At 73.2% G+C, this 17,277-nt stretch carries 11 protein-coding genes and 1 pseudogene; 3 read left to right on the top strand and 9 right to left on the bottom strand.

Annotation, left to right across the window (positions count from 1 at the left end; translation table 11 throughout):
* Nucleotides 1-38 precede the first annotated feature (38 nt).
* From aceE to ACIP4X_RS02020, 5 genes are all read right to left on the bottom strand, one after another.
* Nucleotides 39-2,741 (bottom strand): pyruvate dehydrogenase (acetyl-transferring), homodimeric type, encoded by a 2,703-nt coding sequence (aceE, locus tag ACIP4X_RS02040; protein ID WP_358731037.1) that lies wholly within the window; start codon nucleotides 2,739-2,741, stop codon nucleotides 39-41.
* A 259-nt stretch (nucleotides 2,742-3,000) separates the two neighbouring features.
* Nucleotides 3,001-3,624, bottom strand: coding sequence for a GntR family transcriptional regulator (locus ACIP4X_RS02035; RefSeq protein ID WP_358731039.1), 624 nt, complete (start codon nucleotides 3,622-3,624; stop codon nucleotides 3,001-3,003).
* Nucleotides 3,625-3,841: 217 nt separating this feature from the next.
* Nucleotides 3,842-5,629 carry a 2-oxoglutarate dehydrogenase, E2 component, dihydrolipoamide succinyltransferase gene (gene sucB, locus ACIP4X_RS02030; RefSeq protein WP_358731041.1) on the bottom strand — a complete coding sequence of 596 codons (1,788 nt, stop codon included), beginning with the start codon at nucleotides 5,627-5,629 and terminating at the stop codon, nucleotides 3,842-3,844.
* Between the two features lie 62 nt (nucleotides 5,630-5,691).
* Nucleotides 5,692-7,080 carry a dihydrolipoyl dehydrogenase gene (gene lpdA, locus ACIP4X_RS02025; RefSeq protein WP_358731043.1) on the bottom strand — a complete coding sequence of 463 codons (1,389 nt, stop codon included), beginning with the start codon at nucleotides 7,078-7,080 and terminating at the stop codon, nucleotides 5,692-5,694.
* Nucleotides 7,081-7,407: 327 nt separating this feature from the next.
* The gene (locus tag ACIP4X_RS02020; RefSeq protein ID WP_391453422.1) at nucleotides 7,408-8,946 is read right to left on the bottom strand and encodes a leucyl aminopeptidase; all 1,539 of its coding nucleotides are present in this window, start codon (nucleotides 8,944-8,946) and stop codon (nucleotides 7,408-7,410) included.
* Between the two features lie 339 nt (nucleotides 8,947-9,285).
* Between ACIP4X_RS02020 and ACIP4X_RS02015 the strand changes: the two genes are divergently transcribed.
* A complete protein-coding gene (locus ACIP4X_RS02015; protein WP_401346206.1) occupies nucleotides 9,286-10,098 on the top strand; it encodes an endo alpha-1,4 polygalactosaminidase in 813 nt (270 codons plus the stop codon).
* 6 nt (nucleotides 10,099-10,104) lie between these two features.
* Here ACIP4X_RS02015 and ACIP4X_RS02010 read toward each other — a convergent pair whose 3' ends face one another.
* Nucleotides 10,105-10,887 (bottom strand): adenosylcobinamide-GDP ribazoletransferase, encoded by a 783-nt coding sequence (locus ACIP4X_RS02010; RefSeq protein WP_401346203.1) that lies wholly within the window; start codon nucleotides 10,885-10,887, stop codon nucleotides 10,105-10,107.
* Nucleotides 10,888-10,962: 75 nt separating this feature from the next.
* Here ACIP4X_RS02010 and ACIP4X_RS02005 point away from each other — a divergent pair, with 75 nt between their 5' ends.
* Nucleotides 10,963-11,730, top strand: coding sequence for a hypothetical protein (locus tag ACIP4X_RS02005; RefSeq protein WP_358731048.1), 768 nt, complete (start codon nucleotides 10,963-10,965; stop codon nucleotides 11,728-11,730).
* Between the two features lie 222 nt (nucleotides 11,731-11,952).
* Here the strand turns inward: ACIP4X_RS02005 and ACIP4X_RS02000 are convergent.
* The 3 genes and pseudogenes from ACIP4X_RS02000 to cobT form a co-directional block, all read right to left on the bottom strand.
* Nucleotides 11,953-12,600 (bottom strand): annotated as a pseudogene (locus tag ACIP4X_RS02000) (hypothetical protein); the annotation flags it as partial.
* Nucleotides 12,597-14,393, bottom strand: coding sequence for a phosphatidylglycerol lysyltransferase domain-containing protein (locus tag ACIP4X_RS01995; protein ID WP_358731050.1), 1,797 nt, complete (start codon nucleotides 14,391-14,393; stop codon nucleotides 12,597-12,599). The pseudogene ACIP4X_RS02000 and the gene ACIP4X_RS01995, both read right to left, overlap by 4 nt.
* 510 nt (nucleotides 14,394-14,903) lie before the next feature.
* Complete coding sequence (gene cobT / locus ACIP4X_RS01990; RefSeq protein WP_391453429.1) at nucleotides 14,904-16,010, bottom strand: nicotinate-nucleotide--dimethylbenzimidazole phosphoribosyltransferase; 1,107 nt, start codon at nucleotides 16,008-16,010, stop codon at nucleotides 14,904-14,906.
* Between the two features lie 142 nt (nucleotides 16,011-16,152).
* Here cobT and ACIP4X_RS01985 point away from each other — a divergent pair, with 142 nt between their 5' ends.
* Nucleotides 16,153-17,244, top strand: a complete 1,092-nt coding sequence (locus ACIP4X_RS01985; RefSeq protein WP_391453431.1) for a methyltransferase domain-containing protein — start codon at nucleotides 16,153-16,155, stop codon at nucleotides 17,242-17,244.
* Nucleotides 17,245-17,277 lie beyond the last annotated feature (33 nt).

The following is a 17,277-nucleotide window of genomic DNA, read 5'->3' as shown; positions in this document are numbered from 1 at the left end:
GGCCGCGGCCGTACCCCTTCGCCCTCACACGATGTGCCTCACAGGCCGTACTTCTCCCGGGCCTCCTTGACCGCCGAGGCCTTCACCTCGCCGCGCCGGGCGAGCTGGGCCAGGGCGGCGGCGACGATCGACTGCGCGTCGACGCCGAAGTGGCGGCGGGCGGCGTCGCGGGTGTCCGACAGGCCGAAGCCGTCGGCGCCCAGCGAGGTGTAGTCCTGCTCGATCCACTGCGCGATCTGGTCCGGGACCTGGCGCATGTAGTCGGAGACCGCGAGGACCGGGCCCTCGGCGCCCTGGAGCGCACGGCGGACGTACGGCACCCGCTCCTCGCCGCGCAGCAGCGCCGCGTCGGCCTCCATGGCGTCCCGGCGCAGCTCGCCCCAGGAGGTCGCGGACCACACGTCGGCGGCCACGCCCCACTCCTCGGCCAGCATCCGCTGGGCGTCCAGCGCCCAGTGGATCGCCGTGCCGGAGCCGAGCAGCTGGATCCGCGGCGCGTTCGCCGGGACCGTCAGACCCGCCGACTCCGCCGTGTTGAAGCGGTACAGGCCCTTGACGATGCCCTCGTCGATGCCGGGGGCGGACGGCTTGGCGGGCTGCGGCAGCGGCTCGTTGTAGACCGTCAGGTAGTAGAAGACGTCCTGGTCCTCGCCGGGCTCGGCCTGACCGTACATACGGCGCAGACCGTCCTTGACGATGGTCGCGACCTCGTAGGCGAACGCCGGGTCGTAGCTCAGCGCGGCCGGGTTGGTCGCGGCGATGACCGGCGAGTGGCCGTCGGCGTGCTGCAGGCCCTCACCCGTGAGGGTGGTGCGGCCTGCGGTGGCGCCGACCAGGAAGCCGCGGCCGAGCTGGTCGCCGAGCTGCCACATCTGGTCGGCCGTGCGCTGCCAGCCGAACATCGAGTAGAAGATGTAGAACGGGATCATCGCCTCGCCGTGCGTCGAGTACGACGACGAAGCGGCGATGAAGTCGGCCATGGAACCGGCCTCGGTGATCCCCTCGTTGAGGATCTGGCCGTTCTTGGCCTCCTTGTAGTACATCAGCTGGTCGCGGTCGACCGGCTCGTACGTCTGGCCCTTGGGCGAGTAGATGCCGAGCGAGGGGAACAGCGACTCCATGCCGAAGGTGCGCGCCTCGTCGGGGACGATCGGCACCCAGCGCTTGCCCGTCTCCTTGTCGCGGACCAGGTCCTTGACCAGGCGGACGAACGCCATGGTGGTGGCCACGTTCTGCGAGCCGGAGCCCTTGTCGAAGGCGGCGAACGCCTTGTCGGCGGGCGCGGGCAGCGGTGCGACCGGGTGGACGCGGCGGGCGGGCGCGGGACCGCCGAGGGCCGCGCGGCGCTCCTGGAGGTAGCGCACCTCGGGGGAGTCGGCGCCGGGGTGGCCGTAGGGGACCTGGCCGTCGGCGAAGGCGCTGTCCGCGATGGGCAGCTCCAGCAGGTCGCGCATCTGCTTGAACTCGTCCACCGAGAGCTTCTTCATCTGGTGGTTGGCGTTCTTCGACGCGAAGCCCGTGCCGAGGGTGTGGCCCTTGACCGTCTGGGCGAGGATCACCGTCGGGGCGCCCTTGTGCTCCAGGGCGGCCTTGTAGGCGGCGAAGACCTTGCGGGCCTCGTGACCGCCGCGCGAGAAGTGGAAGCACTCGGTGATCTTGTCGTCGCTGAGCAGCTTCGCCATCTCGGCCAGCGCCGGGTCGGCGCCGAAGAAGTCCTGCCGGATGTAGGCGGCGTCCCGGGTCTGGTACGTCTGGATCTGCGCGTCCGGTACCTGGCGCAGCCGGCGTACCAGCGCGCCCGTGGTGTCCAGTGCGAACAGCTCGTCCCAGGCCGAACCCCACAGCGACTTGATCACGTGCCAGCCGGCGCCGCGGAAGAGGGCCTCCAGCTCCTGCACGATCTTGAAGTTGGCGCGGACGGGGCCGTCCAGGCGCTGGAGGTTGCAGTTGATGACGAAGGTCAGGTTGTCCAGGCCCTCGCGGGAGGCGAGCGTCAGCGCCGTGGTGGACTCCGGCTCGTCCATCTCGCCGTCGCCGAGGAACGCCCAGACGTGGGAGTCGGAGACGTCCTTGATGCCGCGGCTGGTCAGGTAGCGGTTGAACCGGGCCTGGTAGATGGCGGAGATCGGGCCGAGGCCCATCGACACCGTCGGGAACTCCCACAGCCAGGGCAGCCGGCGCGGGTGCGGGTAGGAGGGCAGGCCGTTGCCGCCGGCCTCCTGGCGGAAGTTGTCCAGGTGCTGCTCGGTCAGCCGGCCGTCGAGGAAGGCGCGGGCGTAGATGCCCGGGGAGGCGTGGCCCTGGATGTACAGCTGGTCGCCGGAACCGTCGCCCTCCTTGCCGTGGAAGAAGTGGTTGAAGCCGGTCTCGTACAGCCAGGCCGCGGAGGCGAAGGTGGCGATGTGGCCGCCGACGCCGTACTTGCTGCCGCGGGTCACCATCGCCGCCGCGTTCCAGCGGTTCCACGCGGTGATCCGGGCCTCCATGGCCTCGTCACCGGGGACGGCCGGCTCGGCGGCGGTCGGGATGGAGTTGACGTAGTCCGTCTCGAGAAGCTTGGGCAGGACGACGCCGGCGCCCTCGGCGCGCTCCAGCGTACGGCGCATCAGATACGCGGCACGGTGCGGCCCGGCCGCCTGGGTGACGGCGTCCAGGGAGGCCTGCCATTCGGCGGTCTCCTCGGGGTCGCGGTCCGGGAGCTGGTCGAGCTCGCTCGGCTGGATGGCGTTGGGGTCGGTCATGTCGCCGCCTTCCTCAGTCGAAGGGGGTTCCCTCATCGGTAAGGGTTCGGGGGTGCCCTAGGTCTTTGGCAGGACAGGGCGTGAGGCTCTGGTGGAAGCCCAGCGGAGACTTTAACTCCCTGATCGATGATCGATCAAAGCTTTCCTGGGTAAAACCCTTCGATTTCGAGAAAGTCGGCACCCGGTGCCTTGGAAATGGGCACGCGGTGCCGCTTTTTCGAAGGATTTTCCCAGGTGAGCGTACAGGTGCTCGACTGCCTCACGCGCGCGGCGCGCAGCCGAGAACGTGCGCCTTGACCAGTTCGGCGATCCGCGGATCCCGCCGCTTGAACGCCTGCACCAGTTCCTCGTGCTCCTCCGCGTACGACTGCTGGACCGTCCCCAGCCAGCGGATCGACAGCGCGGTGAACACCTCGATGCCCAGGCCCTCCCAGGTGTGCAGCAGCACCGCGTTCCCGGCCGCGCGGACCAGCTCGCGGTGGAAGGCCACCGTGTGCCGCACCTGGCCGGTGCCGTCGGACCTGAGGTCGGCCTCGTACAGGGCCGCCACGTGCGGCTCCAGGGCCGAGCAGTCGGCCGCGAGGCGCTCGGCCGCCAGCTCCGCCGCGATGGCCTCCAGACCGGCCCTGACCGGGTAGCTCTCCTCCAGGTCGGCGGCGGTCAGATTGCGCACCCGTACGCCCTTGTTCGGCGCCGACTCGATCAGCCGCAGCGATTCCAGCTCGCGCAGCGCCTCCCGCACCGGCGTCTGGCTGACCTCCAGCTCGGTGGCGATCCGCCGCTCCACGATCCGCTCGCCCGGCTTCCAGCGCCCGCTGACGATCCCCTCCACGATGTGCTCGCGGATCTGTTCGCGCAGCGAGTGGACGACGGGCGCGGTCATGGAGGGCTCCTTCAAGGGGGGACCCACGGGCCCCCGGGGGGCGTTCGACGTTTAGACAATACGGCCGTCAGCGCTTCGCGGTAGGGCGCATACGGGCGCTTTCGTGCAGGTGAGACGAGACTTACACCCCGTCATGCCCAAGAAACGGCAAACGCGGCGCCCCCGCCCGGAAGGTTCCGGACGGGGGCGCCGTGGTGCTGGACCCCTGATGGCAGGGTCAGAGGCCGAGTTCGACCTCGAACGCGCCGGCCTCCAGGATCGCCTTGACCGCCGTCAGGTAGCGGGCGGCGTCGGCGCCGTCCACCAGGCGGTGGTCGTAGGAGAGGGTCAGGTACGTCATGTCGCGGACGCCGATGACCGTGCCCTCCTCGGTCTCGATGACGGCCGGGCGCTTGACGGTGGCGCCGATGCCGAGGATCGCGACCTGACCCGGCGGCACGATGATCGTGTCGAACAGCGCGCCGCGCGAACCGGTGTTGCTGATGGTGAAGGTCGCACCGGACAGCTCGTCCGGAGTGATCTTGCTGGCCCGGACCTTGCCCGCCAGGTCGGCGGTGGCCTTGGCGATACCGGCGACGTTGAGGTCACCGGCGTTCTTGATGACCGGGGTCATCAGGCCCTTCTCGGAGTCCACCGCGATACCGACGTTCTCGGTGTCGAAGTAGGTGATGGTCCCCTCGGCCTCGTTGATCTTGGCGTTGATGACCGGGTGGGCCTTCAGCGCCTGGGCGGCGGCCTTGACGAAGAAAGGCATCGGGGAGAGCTTGACGCCCTCGCGCGCCGCGAACGCGTCCTTGGCCCGGGCGCGCAGGCGCATCAGGCGGGTCACGTCGACCTCGACCACCGAGGACAGCTGGGCCTGCTCGTGCAGCGCCTTGACCATGTTGTCGCCGATGACCTTGCGGATCCGCGGCATCTTCACGGTCTGGCCGCGCAGCGGGGAGACCTCCAGGACGGGGGCCTTCTTCGCGGGCGCGGCGGCCGGCGCGGCAGCCACCGGGGCGGCGGCCTTCGCGGCCTCGGCGGCGGCGAGCACGTCCTGCTTGCGGATGCGGCCACCGACGCCGGTGCCCTTGACGGCGGCCAGGTCGACGCCGTTCTCGGCGGCGAGCTTGCGCACCAGCGGGGTCACGTACGCGCCCTCGTCGGTCGGCTGGGCGGCGGCCGGAGCGGCAGCCGGGGCCGGGGTGACCGGGGCGGGCGCGGCCGGCGCGGGAGCCGGTGCCGCGGGCTGGGCGGCGGCAGGAGCCGGAGCCGGGGCGGCGGGGGCGGCCGGAGCGGCCGGGGCCGCGGGGGCCGGGGCCGGAGCGGCAGCCGGAGCCGGAGCCGGAGTCGGCGCGGCGGCCGGTGCCGGGGCGGCCGGGGCCGCGGCGGGGGCCGGAGCGGCGCCGGGAGCGCCGATGACGGCCAGCTTGGCGCCGACCTCGGCGGTCTCGTCCTCGCCGACCACGATCTCCAGGAGCACACCGGAGGTGGGCGCCGGGATCTCGGTGTCGACCTTGTCCGTGGAGACCTCGAGCAGCGGCTCGTCGGCCTCGACGGAGTCGCCGACCGACTTCAGCCAGCGGGTGACGGTGCCCTCGGTGACGGACTCACCGAGCGCGGGCAGGACCACGTCCGTGCCGGAGGCGCCGGCGCCCGCGGGGGCTGCCGGAGCGGCGGGGGCGGGGGCGGCCGGGGCCTCGGCGACCGGGGCCGGGGCGGGCTCGGCGGCGGGCGCCGGAGCCTCGGCGGCGGCCGGGGCGGGGGCCGCCACGGGGGCGCCGGAGCCGTCGTCGATGACGGCCAGCTCGGCGCCGACCTCGACGGTCTCGTCCTCGGCGACCTTGATGGAGGCCAGCACGCCGGCGGCGGGCGAGGGGATCTCGGTGTCGACCTTGTCGGTCGAGACCTCGAGCAGCGGCTCGTCGGCCTCGACGCGCTCGCCCTCGGCCTTCAGCCAGCGGGTGACAGTGCCCTCGGTGACGCTCTCGCCGAGCGCCGGAAGGGTTACGGAAACCGCCATGGTTTCGGTTGCTCCTAACGAATTACGGAAGTCTGTGTCGTCGCGCCCGATGACGTGAGGCGTCAGTCGTGGGAGTGCAGCGGCTTGCCGGCCAGGGCCAGGTGGGCCTCGCCGAGCGCCTCGTTCTGGGTCGGGTGGGCGTGGATGAGCTGGGCCACCTCGGCCGGCAGCGCCTCCCAGTTGTAGATCAGCTGGGCCTCGCCGACCTGCTCGCCCATGCGGTCGCCGACCATGTGGACGCCGACCACGGCACCGTCCTTGACCTGGACGAGCTTGATCTCGCCCGCGGTCTTGAGGATCTTGCTCTTGCCGTTGCCCGCCAGGTTGTACTTCAGGGCGACGACCTTGTCCGCGCCGTAGATCTCCTTGGCCTTGGCCTCGGTGATGCCGACGGAGGCGACCTCCGGGTGGCAGTACGTCACCCGCGGAACACCGTCGTAGTCGATCGGAACGGTCTTCAGACCGGCCAGACGCTCCGCCACCAGGATGCCCTCGGCGAAGCCGACGTGCGCGAGCTGGAGCGTCGGGACCAGGTCACCGACGGCGGAGATGGTCGGGACGTTGGTGCGCATGTACTCGTCGACGAGGACATAGCCGCGGTCCATGGCGACCCCGGCCTCCTCGTAGCCCAGGCCCTGGGAGACCGGGCCGCGGCCGATGGCGACGAGCAGGACCTCGGCCTCGAACTCCTTACCGTCGGCCAGGGTGACCTTGACACCGTTCTGGGTGTACTCGGCCTTCTGGAAGAAGGTGCCCAGGTTGAACTTGATCCCGCGCTTGCGGAAGGCGCGCTCCAGCAGCTTCGAGGAGTTCTCGTCCTCGACCGGGACGAGGTGCTTCAGGCCCTCGACGATCGTGACGTCGGTGCCGAAGGACTTCCACGCGGACGCGAACTCGACGCCGATGACACCGCCGCCCAGGATGATCGCGGACTGCGGCACGCGGTCGAGGACGAGGGCGTGGTCGGAGGAGATGATGCGGTTGCCGTCGATCTGCAGGCCCGGCAGGGACTTCGGCACGGAACCGGTCGCCAGGAGGACGTGGCGGCCCTGGACCCGCTGCCCGTTGACGTCGACGGAGGTCGGGGAGGACAGCCGCCCCTCGCCCTCGATGTAGGTCACCTTGCGGGAGGCGATGAGCCCCTGCAGGCCCTTGTACAGGCCCGAGATGACGTCGTCCTTGTACTTGTGGACGGCGGGCACGTCGATGCCCTCGAAGCTGGCCTTCACACCGAACTGCTCGCTCTCGCGGGCCTGGTCGGCGATCTCGCCCGCGTGCAGCAGGGCCTTGGTGGGGATGCAACCCCGGTGCAGGCAGGTACCGCCGACCTTGTCCTTCTCGATCAGGGCGACGTCCAGGCCCAGCTGCGCCCCGCGCAGGGCCGCGGCGTAACCACCGCTGCCACCGCCGAGGATCACTAGGTCGAAAACGGTGCTGGCGTCGTTCGCCACGTCACGTCCTCCATGCATGTGCGCCGTACGCCGGTCGTCGGTGACCGGCAGGCGGCTGGTGTCCGGCCGCTTGAGTTTCGGCCCTTCGGTGGGGGCCCTGTCCTGCCGACGCCCATCTTCGCACTTGTCGGGAGTGAACGAGACGCGGGGCTGGAGTGTGATACAGCCCACGTCCGCAGGCTCCGTGAGGACCGCGGACCCAGGAGGAGGGGCGCGGTTTCCGCCGTGTGCGGCCGCGCCGCGCGGGCGCGACCGGCGCCCGCGCGGCAGGGCCGTCGTCCGGCGCACCGGACGACGGCCGTGAGACCGACTCGGCCGAGGGCCGACTCAGCCGAGGTCGCCGGCGGCGGCGAGCTCGGCGAGACGCACCAGCGTCCGGACCGCCGACCCGGTGCCGCCCTTCGGCGTGTAGCCGAACGGACCGCCCTCGTTGAAGGCCGGGCCCGCGATGTCGAGGTGCGCCCACGTGATGCCCTCGCCGACGAACTCGCGCAGGAACAGACCGGCGACAAGACCGCCGCCCATGCGCTCGCCCATGTTGGCCATGTCGGCGGTCGGGGAGTCCATCCCCTTGCGCAGGTGCTCCGGCAGAGGCATGGGCCACGCCTCCTCGCCGACCTCCTCCGCGGCCTCGTGGATGGCGGAGCGGAACGCGTCGTCGTTCGCCATGATCCCGAAGGTGCGGCTGCCGAGCGCCAGCACCATCGCGCCGGTCAGCGTGGCCACGTCGATGATCGCGTCCGGGTTCTCCTGCGAGGCGGCCCACAGCGCGTCCGCGAGGACGAGCCGGCCCTCGGCGTCGGTGTTGAGCACCTCCACCGTCTTGCCGCTGTACATGCGCAGCACGTCGCCGGGGCGGGTGGCGGAGCCGGAGGGCATGTTCTCGGCCAGCGCCAGCCAGCCGGTCACGTTGACCTCCAGGCCGAGCCGCGCGGCGGCGACGACGGCGGCGAACACGGCGGCGGCACCGCTCATGTCGCACTTCATCGTCTCGTTGTGGCCGGCCGGCTTGAGCGAGATGCCGCCCGAGTCGTAGGTGATGCCCTTGCCGACCAGGGCGAGGTGCTTCTTCGCCTTGGGGCTGGTGTACGACAGCTTGACCAGCCGCGGGGCCGACGCCGAGCCGGAGCCGACGCCCAGGATGCCGCCGTAGCCGCCCTCGGCGAGCGCCTTCTCGTCGAGCACCTGCACCTTCAGGCCGTGCTCCTTGGCCGCCTCCTCGGCGACGGCGGCGAACGCGGCCGGGTTCAGGTCGTTCGGCGGGATGTTGATCAGGTCGCGGGCGCGGTTGAGCTCCTCGGACAGGGCGGTGGCGCGCTCGACGGCCGCCTCGAACGCCTTGTCGCCGGACGCGCCGCCGAGCAGCACGGCCTCGCCGAGCGGGGCCTTGCCGTTGCGGGCCCCGGCGTCCTTGCCGTTCTCCTTGTAGGCGTCGAAGGAGTACGCGCCGAGCAGCGCGCCCTCGCCGATCGCGGCGGCAGCGGCGGCGTCCGCCACCGGCAGCGCGAAGCCGGCCTTCTCCGACCCGGCGAGCGCACGGGCGGCGGCACCGGCGGCCCGGCGCAGCGCCTCGGCGTCGTAGCCGGAGTCCTTCTCGGGCCGGGGGCCGAGGCCCACCGCGAGCACGAGCGGGGCCTGGAAGCCGGACGGCGCGGGCAGCTTGGTCACCTCGCCCTCGGCACCGGAGGCGCCGAGGGTCCCCAGGACGTCGGCGAGCTTGCCGTCGTAGGCCTCGACGACAGCCTCGGCGCCCGGGGCTACGACCAGGTCCCCGGACTGTGATCCGGAGTCCTTGGCGACACCGACCACGATCGCGTCGGCCTCCAGGCCGGGCGCCGCGGTGGTGCTGAGAGTGAGAGCAGTCACGGTGGTGAAATCTCGCTTCCCTGTGAAAGGTGGTTGGCCGAATTCGGGTGGGTCGACCGGGCCCGACCATAAGTCCTTCATACGGTGCGGTCTTCACCCGGGCAGGCAAACACCCGGCACGAGCCTACGCGCGTCACGGGATCGCACACTCCCGCGGGTGTTCACCAGGGGGAGACGCCGCCGTCACACGCCGGTTCCCGCACCGTGGCCGGAACCGGCACGTGACGGCCGCGGCGCGAGGCGCCGGCCGCCGACCGGCCGGGCGACCGACGTGCGCGGCAACGCGATCGGAGAAGATCGTCGGACGTACGTCCGTCACGGCACCCGGGAGCCCGCCCGTTGAGAGCACTGATCACGCGCGTCCTCGCGCCGACCGCCGCACTCCTGCTGCTCGCGGGCTGCGCCGCCCGCCCGGACGGCGGCGGCGGCGACGACGCGGGCCGCCCGGCCGCCGCGCGCTGGCAGCCGAGGCCGGGCACGAGCTGGCAGTGGCAGCTCAGCGGCCGCCTCGACACCTCCGTACCGGCGGAGGTCTACGACATCGACGGCTTCGACCACCCGGCGGCCACGGTCGCCCGGCTGCACCGCGAGGGCCGCAAGGTGATCTGCTACGTCTCGACCGGCGCCTGGGAGGAGTTCCGCCCGGACGCGAGGAAGTTCCCGGCCTCCGTCCTCGGCCGGGGCAACGGCTGGAAGGGCGAGCGCTGGCTCGACATCCGCCGTACCGACGTGCTCGAACCGCTGATGGCGGCCCGCCTCGACATGTGCCGCGAGAAGGGCTTCGACGCGGTGGAGCCGGACAACATGGACGGCTACCGGAACCGCACCGGCTTCCCGCTGACCGCCGCCGACCAGCTCCGCTACAACCGCCTGGTGGCGAGGCTGGCCCACGACCGGGGCATGGCGGTCGGCCTGAAGAACGACCTGGACCAGATCCCCCAGCTGGTCGCGGACTTCGACTTCGCGGTCAACGAACAGTGCGCCCAGTACGGCGAGTGCGCCGTGCTGAAGCCGTTCGTCGCGGCGGGCAAGGCGGTGTTCCACGCCGAGTACGAGCTGCCGACCAGCAAGTTCTGCGCGCAGTCCGGCCGGCTGAGGCTCAGCTCGCTGCTGAAGAAGTACGAACTGGGCGTGTGGCGCCGTACCTGCTGAGACCGCTCAGCGCAGGGCCAGGAGGACCAGCGCGGTGGTGGCGGCCGTCTCGGCGAGCGCGCCGAACACGTCGCCCGTCACCCCGCCGAAGCGGCGCGTGCAGTGGCGCAGGAGGAGTTCGGAGGCGGCCAGGGCGGCGACCACGGCCAGCGCCGTGAGCACCCAGACGTGGGTGCCGAGGAACGCGCCCGCCGTCGTCGCGGCCGCCGCGACTGCGAGGACCGCGCCGATCGCGCCCGGCCCCGGGACCACCCCCGCCACCGCGGCCCCCAGCCCCTCGGGGCGGGCGGCCGGCACCCCGGCGCGGGCGGCCAGCGTCAGGGTCAGCCGGGCGACCGTGGCCGAGACCACGGCGGCGAGCGCGCCGCGGGCCCAGGAGCCGTCGTAGGCCCGGGTCAGGGCGGCCGCCTGGGCGAGCAGCACGAGCACGAGCGTGATCACGCCGAAGGGGCCGATGTCCGACTGCTTCATGATCCGCAGCGCGTCCTCGGCGGGCTTGCCGCTGCCGAGCCCGTCCGCGGTGTCGGCCAGCCCGTCCAGGTGCAGGCCGCGGGTCAGCGCCGCCGGTACGGCGACGGTGCCGACGGCTGCCAGCGGCGCGCCGGCGCCGGCGAGCAGGAGCAGCAGTCCCACGCCCGCCGCCGCGACCCCGACCACGAGTCCGGCGAGCGGCGCGCAGAGCATCCCGCCGCGCGCCGCCTCGCGGTCCCAGCGGGTCACCCTGACCGGCAGGACGGTGAGGGTGCCGAAGGCGAACCGCGGCCCGTGCGACGAGGGGATCCTGAACACGCGGGCAGACTACGGGACCTGCGCGGGCCCCCCGGCGGGCGGGCGGGTGACCGGGGAAGGCGGCACACTGCATACATGGGGCACTGGCTGCAGCGGAACATCGTCGAACCCGGCAAGCTGCCCCTGCTCCTGGCCCTGGCCGCCTTCGTCCTCACCTTCGTGGTCACCCGGGTGATCACCCGCCTGATCCGCGCCGGCAAGGGCCCCTTCCGCAACGTCAAGGCCGGCGGGCTGCACATCCACCACGCCGTGCCCGGCGTCGTGCTGACCATCTTCGGCGGTTTCGGCGTGGTGGCCAGCAGCGGCCGGCACGCGGTCGGCACGGCGGTCTTCGCGGTCGTCTTCGGCGTCGGCGCGGGCCTCGTGCTGGACGAGTTCGCGCTGATCCTGCACCTGGACGACGTCTACTGGACCGAGTCGGGCCGCAAGAGCGTCGAGGTCGTGGTGCTCACCGCGGCGCTGGTCGCCCTGGTGCTCGCCGGTTTCTCCCCGTTCGGCGTCAACAACCTGACCCAGGCCGAACTGCAGGACCGCGGGGCGGTCATCACCAGCGTGGTCGTGAACTTCTTCTTCTCCCTCGTGGCCCTGAGCAAGGGCAAGGGCCGTATCGCGCTGTTCGGCGTGATCATCCCGTTCCTCGCGCTGTTCGGCGCGATCCGCCTGGCCCGCCCCGACTCCTATTGGGCCAGGCGCTTCTACGGCCGCCGCCCGCGCGCCCTGGCCCGGGCCGGCCGCCGCGCCGACCGGCACGACCGCCGCTGGTCGGGCCCCCGACGGGCGTTCCAGGACTGGATCGCCGGCAAACCCGACCAGCAGCCGGCCCGCCTGCCCGGGCGCAGATGACACCGCGCCGGGCGCGGAGGGCATCCCGCCGGGCGTGGATGGTGTCTCCACCGGCGTGGACGGCATCCCGCCGGGCGTGGATGGTGTCTCCACCGGCGTGGACGGCATCCCGCCGGGCGTGGATGGTGTCTCCACCGGCGCGGACGGCATCTCACCGGGCGCGGATGATGCCTTCACCGGCAGGTACGGCGGGTACGGTGCGGACGGCGCCGTGGTGCGTGGCGCGCGGCGCCGGGCCGCCGACAGCGGGCACAGCAGCAGCACCCCGGCGATCGCCGCCAGATGCTCCTTGCCGGCCAGGTTCTGCTTCAGGCCGACCTCCAGCGCCATGGCCGCGGCCACCGCGCCCGCCGTGACGTACGCGCCGTAGCGGCAGCCGACGTAGACCGCGAGACCCACCACGGCCGCCGACGGCCCGGTGTCCACCACGTGCGCGTCCGTGCCGGGCAGGCCGAGCGGGTGGTCCGGGCCGAGGGCGACGCCCACGCGCGCGTACAGGGTCCCGGAGAGGGTGGCGACGTAGGCGACGGCGAGGGTACGCGGCCGGCCCAGGCAGATCTCGGCGATGCCGAACACGCACAGGACCTGCGCCAGCGCGCCCCACACCGGCAGGTCGAGCGCCGGCACGAACAGCGACAGGGGAGTGCGCAGCAGCGCGAGCCACAGCGGCTCCTCCGCCCGTACGGACCCGAGGTGCTGCACCAGCCCGTAGCCCCAGGACTGGTTCTGCACCAGCTGGAGCACCGCCGTCAGGCCCACCGCCGCGGCGGTCATCGGGACGGCCCGCAGGCCCCGCGCCGGCAGCGGCTCGCGCACGGTGGCGTACAGCAGTCCCCATTCGGCGCGGGCCCAGCGGGCGAGTGCGGTCATCCGTGCGTCTCCAGGTGCCCTCGGTGCAGCCACTTCGGCGGTCGCGGTCCCTCCAGGAACCCCTCCGCGCGTGCCGCCGCGAGGCCGATGCGCAGCAGGTCCGCGCTCTTCTCGAAGAGCAGGAACCGCGGCTCCCAGATGGGCCGGTACTTGGCGTTCGCGCGGTACAGCGACTCGATCTGCCACCAGCGGGAGAACAGTCCGAGCAGCGACCGCCAAAGCCTCAGCACCGGTCCCGCGCCGAGACGCGCCCCCCGTTCGAAGACCGAGCGGAACACGGCGAAGTTGAGCGACACCTGGGTGATTCCGAACTCCCGGGCGCGGCGCAGCAGGTCGAGGACCATGAACTCCATGAGCCCGTTGCCGGCGTGCCGGTCGCGCCGCATCACGTCCAGGGACAGCCCGTGCGGCCCCCACGGCACGAAGGACAGCAGCGCCCTGAGTTCGCCGCGGGCGTCATGGCACTCCAGCATCACGCACTGCCCGTCGCGCGGGTCGCCGAGCCGGCCGAGCGCCATGCTGAAGCCCCGTTCGGTGGGGCCGTCCCGCCAGTCGTCCGCCCGGGCGGTCAGATACGCCATCTCGTCGGCGGGGATGTCCTCGTGCCGCCGGACGCGCACCGAGTACCCGGCCCGCCCGACCCGGTTGTAGGCCTGCCGCACCGTGCGCATGGCCCGCCCCTCCAGGGTGAAGCCGTCGACCTCGACCACGGCCTCGTCGCCCAGTTCCAGGGCGTCCAGGCCGTGCCGCGCGTACACCGTGCCGGCCTCCTCGCTCGCGCCCATCACGGCCGGGATCCAGCCGTGCGCCCGCGCCTCGGACAGCCATCCCTCGATGGCGCCGGGCCAGGCCTCCGGGTCGCCGATGGGGTCGCCGGAGGCCAGGCTGACCCCGCCGAGGACGCGATAGGCGACGGCGGCCTTGCCGGTCGGCGACCAGATCGCGCTCTTGTCCCGGCGCAGCGCGAAGTAGCCGAGCGAGTCGCGCTCGCCGTGCCGGGCCAGCAGCTCCCGCAGCCGTCCCTCGTCGTCGGCGGTGAGTGGGTCGACGGCGCGGCGGGAGCGGAAGGCGGCGTACAGGACGGCGAGGACCAGGAGTGTGGAGAGCACGTTGATCGACACGTTCACCCAGTTCGGGGTGTCGATGCCGGGGAAGCGGGCCTCGGAGGCGGCGACCGAGACCAGCCGCAGCGTGCCGTAGTGCCAGCGCTGGAGGTACGTCGAACGGGCCGCGTCCGGCGCCTGGTTGGTGACCGTCACCAGCAGCGTGGCGAGCAGCGAGGAGACCAGCAGGCCGCCGAGGCCGACGGCGGCGGCGAGCCGTGGGTTGGCGCGGTCGCCCTTGGCGTAGAACTCGCGGCGGCCGAGCAGCAGCGCGGCGACGAAGGCGGCGGTGAGGGCCAGGGAGATCCAGTTCTGCGCGGAGCCGCGGATCTCCGGGAAGGTCATGGTGAACGCGAACAGCACGAGGAACGGCCCGGACAGCGCCAGGTTCAGGATCCAGGCGGCCCGTTTGCGCCGCCGCATGGTGATGGCCAGGAAGGCGGCGAACACGCCGGAGGCGAAGCCGGCGGTCAGCAGGTACGGCGTGAAGAGGTCCTCCTGGTTGTGCCGCCGTACGTCCCGCTCCAGGGAGACCCACACCGCACTGAGGAAGTTGACGAACGCGACCGCCCGCAGGTACCAGACGGCGAACGCGGCCGCCCGCCGTGAGGTCCCGCCGCCCGGCCGCCCCGCCTCGGCCACGCGAACCGGCACCCGCTCCTCACGCACGGCAATTCGGGCATCTCCCATGAACAGCGATCATATGGGCGCCCGCTGGGCGACCCTCCCTTTTCACCCGCCGTCCGTGCGGGAGGACGCGAGGTGACGCACCGGAGGCGTCCGGCCTCGCGTGGCTGATCACCGAGCCCCGCGCGGACACACGGTTGCGCCGCGGGCGGCCCGGCCGGGCGGCGTCGGTGGGTCCGTTCAGCGCGGCGCGCGCGACGGGCACGCCCGGCCGGGGGACGACGGGGCGCGGCGCTGCGGGCCGCGCCCGGGCGGGCCTGGCGGCGGCCCACGGCCGGTGCCCGGTGTCGGGGCGGACGGCCGGAGTCCGGTGTCGTGGTGGACGGTCAGCGGCCGGCGGCGAGCGGTCAGCGGCCGGTGAACGGCGTCGTGGCCGGCGGCTGGCGGTCGGTGCCCGGTGAACGGGGTCGTGGCCAGTACCCGGCTTCGTGGCCGACGGCCCCCCGGCCGTTTCGGTCGCCGTGTCGGCCGGGGGGTCCTGCGCGGGGGAGGGGTGCGCCGGTTGTTGTGCGGCTACTCCTCGAGGGTCTTCTCCTCCGCCTGTCCGTCTTCGGTCTCCGCGGCCTCGGCCGCCTCCGGGCGCTCGGGGAGTTCCGCGGCCAGGGCGGCGGCGTTCTGGACCAGGGAGAGGGCCAGCAGCGCGCCCGTGCCCTCGCCGACCCGTACGCCGTGGTTCACGAGCGGTTCCAGGGCCATCCGGTCCAGGGCCTTGGCCTGGCCCGGCTCGCCGCTGTCGTGGCCGGCCAGCCACCAGTCCGGCGCCCGGAACGCCACCCGCTGCGCCACCAGCGCGCACGCCGAGGACACCACACCGTCCAGGATCACCGGCAGCTTCCGCACCGCGCACTGCAGCAGGAAACCCGTCATCGCGGCGAGATCGGCGCCGCCCACCGTGGCCAGCAGCCGCAACTGGTCGCCGAGCACGGGCCGGGCCCGGCGCAGCGCGTCCCGGATCGCCGCGCACTTGCGCATCCACGCCAGGTCGTCGATCGGCTCGCCGCCGCGCCCCGTCACCACCGACGCGTCCGTCCCGCACAGCGCGGCGATCAGCACCGCGGCCGCCGTGGTCCCGCCGACGCTGATGTCGCCCAGCACCACCAGGTCCGTACCGGAGTCGGCCTCCTCGTCGGCCACCGCCACACCCGCCCGGAAGGCCGCCTCCGCCTCCTCCAGGGTCAGCGCGTCCTCCACGTCGACACGCCCGCTGCCGCGCCGCACCCGGTGCCGTACGACGTCCTCGGGCAGCGACTCGGGCGCGCAGTCCAGCGCCATGTCGACCACCCGCACCGGCACGCCGAGCCGCCGGGCCAGCACGGACACCGGCCGGCCGCCGTCCAGCACGGCCCGTACCAACTGCCCGGCACTGCCCGCGGGGTGGACCGACACGCCCAGTTCCGCGACGCCGTGGTCGCCGGCGAACAGCACCGCCTTCGGCCGTTCGACCGCCCGTACCGCCACGGCGGCCTGCGCCGAGGCCAGCCACTCACCCAGGTCGTCCAGGCGGCCCAGCGCACCGGGCGGCACGATCTGACGCTCCCGGCGCGCCTCGGCGTCACGGCGCACGCCGCCGTCCGGGCGCTCGATCAGATCGGTGAAGTCGTCGAGATTCAGCGAGCTCATTCGCCGAACAGTACCGGCCCCGATTCCACCGGGCGGCGCCACATCGCCACCACACCCGTACGGCGTCTTTCCGGCCAAGATCCGGATCCCATACGTTCCCTTTGCAGCGACTTGTTCTCACAGTGACCCACCGGGAGCCGCCATGCCGCCCCTGCCGTACGCCCCGGGGTTCTACGACCCGCGCCGCCTCGCCTACGCCGCCGAACTCGCCCACGGCACCGGCCGTTTCCAGGAGCCGCCCCGCGCGGACTGCCCCTGGTGCGGCTCCGGACGGCTGCGCACCCGGCTGCGCGCGCCGGACCTGCTCCAGCACAAGCCGGGCACGTTCGCGGTCGACGAGTGCCGCGACTGCGGCCACGCCTTCCAGAACCCCCGGCTGACGGCGGCCGGACTGGCCTTCTACCACCGGGACTTCGACGAGGACGATCCGGAGGGCCTCGCGGGACTCGCGGACCCGGTGCTCACCGCCCGCCGCGGCCGCCGCCGGCACCGCACCGACGCCCGCCTGATGAGCCACCTGGGGGAGCCGGAGAGCTGGCTGGACGTCGGCACGGGCCACGGCCACTTCCCCGGGGCGGCCCGGGAGGTGCTCCCGTACACCGCCTTCGACGGCCTCGACCCCACCCAGCGCGTGGAGCGGGCCCGCGAGCGGGGGCGGGTCGAGGAGGCCCACGTCGGGCACCTGGCCGACCCGCACATCGCGGAGCGGCTGCGCGGACGCTACGACGTGGTCAGCGTCTTCCACCACCTGGCCCATGTGCCGGACCCGCGCGCGGAGTTGCGGGGCGCCCTCACCGCGCTGCGCCCCGGCGGGCACCTGCTGATCGAGCTGCCCGACCCGCAGTGCCTGCCCGCCCGGCTGCTGGGCCGCTGGTGGCTGCCGCACGGCCAGCCGCGCCATCTGCATCTGCTGCCGCTGGACAACCTCCGCGCGGAACTGGAGTCCCAGGGCTGCGCCGTCCTCGTCACCGACCGCCGCACCCCGCACCGGCCCAACGACCTCTCGGCGGCCGCCGCCCTGCTCCTCGGCCATGTGCTGCCCGCCGCCGACGCCCCCTGGCGCGACACCCCGCCCAGCAGCCTCCAGCACGCCCTGCGCGCCGCCCTGACCGCTCTCACCGGCCCCCTGGTGGAGGCGGTGGCGCTCCTGGACCTGCTGCTCTCGCCCCTCCTGCGCCGCGCTCCCGGCCTCTCCAACACCTACCGCGTCGTCGCCCGCCGCGCCCCGAGCTGACGCCGTCCGGCCCGCAGCCCGGTCCTCCGCCCG

The sequence above is a fragment of the Streptomyces sp. NPDC088817 genome (assembly GCF_044750345.1).
GTDB lineage: Bacteria > Actinomycetota > Actinomycetes > Streptomycetales > Streptomycetaceae > Streptomyces.
The sequence above is the reverse complement of the archived record's forward strand: the minus strand, read 5'-3'. Positions and strand labels throughout refer to the sequence as shown.

What these genes read in the sequence shown, in the direction of transcription:
- aceE (WP_358731037.1), bottom strand. Translation starts at nt 2,741, where the DNA reads ATGACCGACCCCAACGCCATCCAGCCGAGCGAGCTCGACCAGCTCCCG.
- ACIP4X_RS02035 (WP_358731039.1), bottom strand. Translation starts at nt 3,624, where the DNA reads ATGACCGCGCCCGTCGTCCACTCGCTGCGCGAACAGATCCGCGAGCAC.
- sucB (WP_358731041.1), bottom strand. Translation starts at nt 5,629, where the DNA reads ATGGCGGTTTCCGTAACCCTTCCGGCGCTCGGCGAGAGCGTCACCGAG.
- ACIP4X_RS02005 (WP_358731048.1), top strand. Translation starts at nt 10,963, where the DNA reads ATGGGGCACTGGCTGCAGCGGAACATCGTCGAACCCGGCAAGCTGCCC.
- ACIP4X_RS01995 (WP_358731050.1), bottom strand. Translation starts at nt 14,393, where the DNA reads ATGGGAGATGCCCGAATTGCCGTGCGTGAGGAGCGGGTGCCGGTTCGC.
- cobT (WP_391453429.1), bottom strand. Translation starts at nt 16,010, where the DNA reads ATGAGCTCGCTGAATCTCGACGACTTCACCGATCTGATCGAGCGCCCG.
- ACIP4X_RS01985 (WP_391453431.1), top strand. Translation starts at nt 16,153, where the DNA reads ATGCCGCCCCTGCCGTACGCCCCGGGGTTCTACGACCCGCGCCGCCTC.